Origin of the sequence: Novosphingobium aerophilum, from assembly GCF_014230305.1 — a bacterium.
GTDB lineage: Bacteria > Pseudomonadota > Alphaproteobacteria > Sphingomonadales > Sphingomonadaceae > Novosphingobium > Novosphingobium aerophilum.
Genome location: NZ_JACLAU010000114.1, coordinates 1 through 1100 on the forward strand (window position 1 = coordinate 1; position 1100 = coordinate 1100).

At 67.1% G+C, this 1100-nt stretch carries 2 protein-coding genes; both read right to left on the minus strand.

Going from position 1 to position 1100, the window contains the following annotated elements; all coding sequences use genetic code 11:
* A partial coding sequence (locus H7F49_RS19270; protein WP_185685160.1) for an IS91 family transposase occupies positions 1–596 on the minus strand: 596 nt, incomplete at its 3' end.
* Positions 597–600: 4 nt separating this feature from the next.
* On the minus strand, positions 601–1100 hold a 500-nt coding region (locus H7F49_RS19275), incomplete at its 5' end, for a tyrosine-type recombinase/integrase (RefSeq protein ID WP_185685161.1).

Here is a 1100-nt window from a genome sequence, read left to right on the forward strand (position 1 = left end):
AAGAGGCGGCGGAAGAGTGCTCCCAAGACCCGCACGGGCAACAGAAAGGCCGGGCGCGACGCGATCCATCGCGAGCCGTCCAGCGCTATGCCACCGCCCGGCACGACCATGTGAACATGGGGGTGATGGGTCAGGGCCGAGCCCCATGTATGGAGCACGGCCGTGATCCCGATCCTGGCACCGAGATGCCTGGGATCGGCTGCGATCGTCATCATTGCCTGCGCCGCTGCCCGGAACAGCAGGTCATAGAGCAAAACCTTGTTCTGGAAGGCGATGGCGGCGATCTGGGCCGGCAGCGTGAAGACCACATGGAAGTAGCCGACGGGCAGCAGATCGGCTTCCCGCGCGGCCAGCCAGGTGCGGGCAGCTGCCCCTTGGCACTTGGGACAGTTCCGGTTGCGACAACTGTTGTAGGCGATCCGCCAGTGCCCGCAGTCCTCGCAGGCTTCGACGTGACCGCCCAGGGCAGCGGTGCGGCAGGTCTCGATCGCCGTCATGGCCTTGAGCTGGGTGAGGCTCAGGTGCCCGGCGTGAGCGTTCCGGTATGCGGGGCCGGCGGCGCGGAAGATGTCTGCCACCTCGAGTGAGGGGCGCAACGGCTCAGCCGTCCGGTGCGACCTCGTCCTTCGGGCTCGTCGCCAACCTGTCCAGCGGGCTGATGACCGCGCGTACCGTCCGGGTGGCCACCGTGGTGTAGAAGGCGGTCGTCTCGAGGTTCGCATGCCCGAGCAAGGCCTGGATGATCCGGATATCGACGCCGTCCTCCAGCAGGTGCGTGGCGAAGCTGTGCCGCAGGGTGTGCGGGCCGACCCGCTTCTTGATGCCGGCGGCCTCTGCGGCATCGACAACGATGCGGTGAAGCTGCCTGGTGCTGAGCGGCTTGAGGTAATGCATCCCCGGGAACAGCCAGCCATCGGCATGCATGACACCCTGCTGTCGGCCGACCGTCCACCATTCGCGCAGCAGGGTCAGAAGATCGGCAGGCAGCAGGGCATTGCGATAGCGCCCGCCTTTGCCGCGCTCCACCCGCAGGAGCATGCGTTTGCTGTCGACATCGCGGACCTTGAGCATGGTCACCTCGGCAGCGCGCAGGCCAGCCC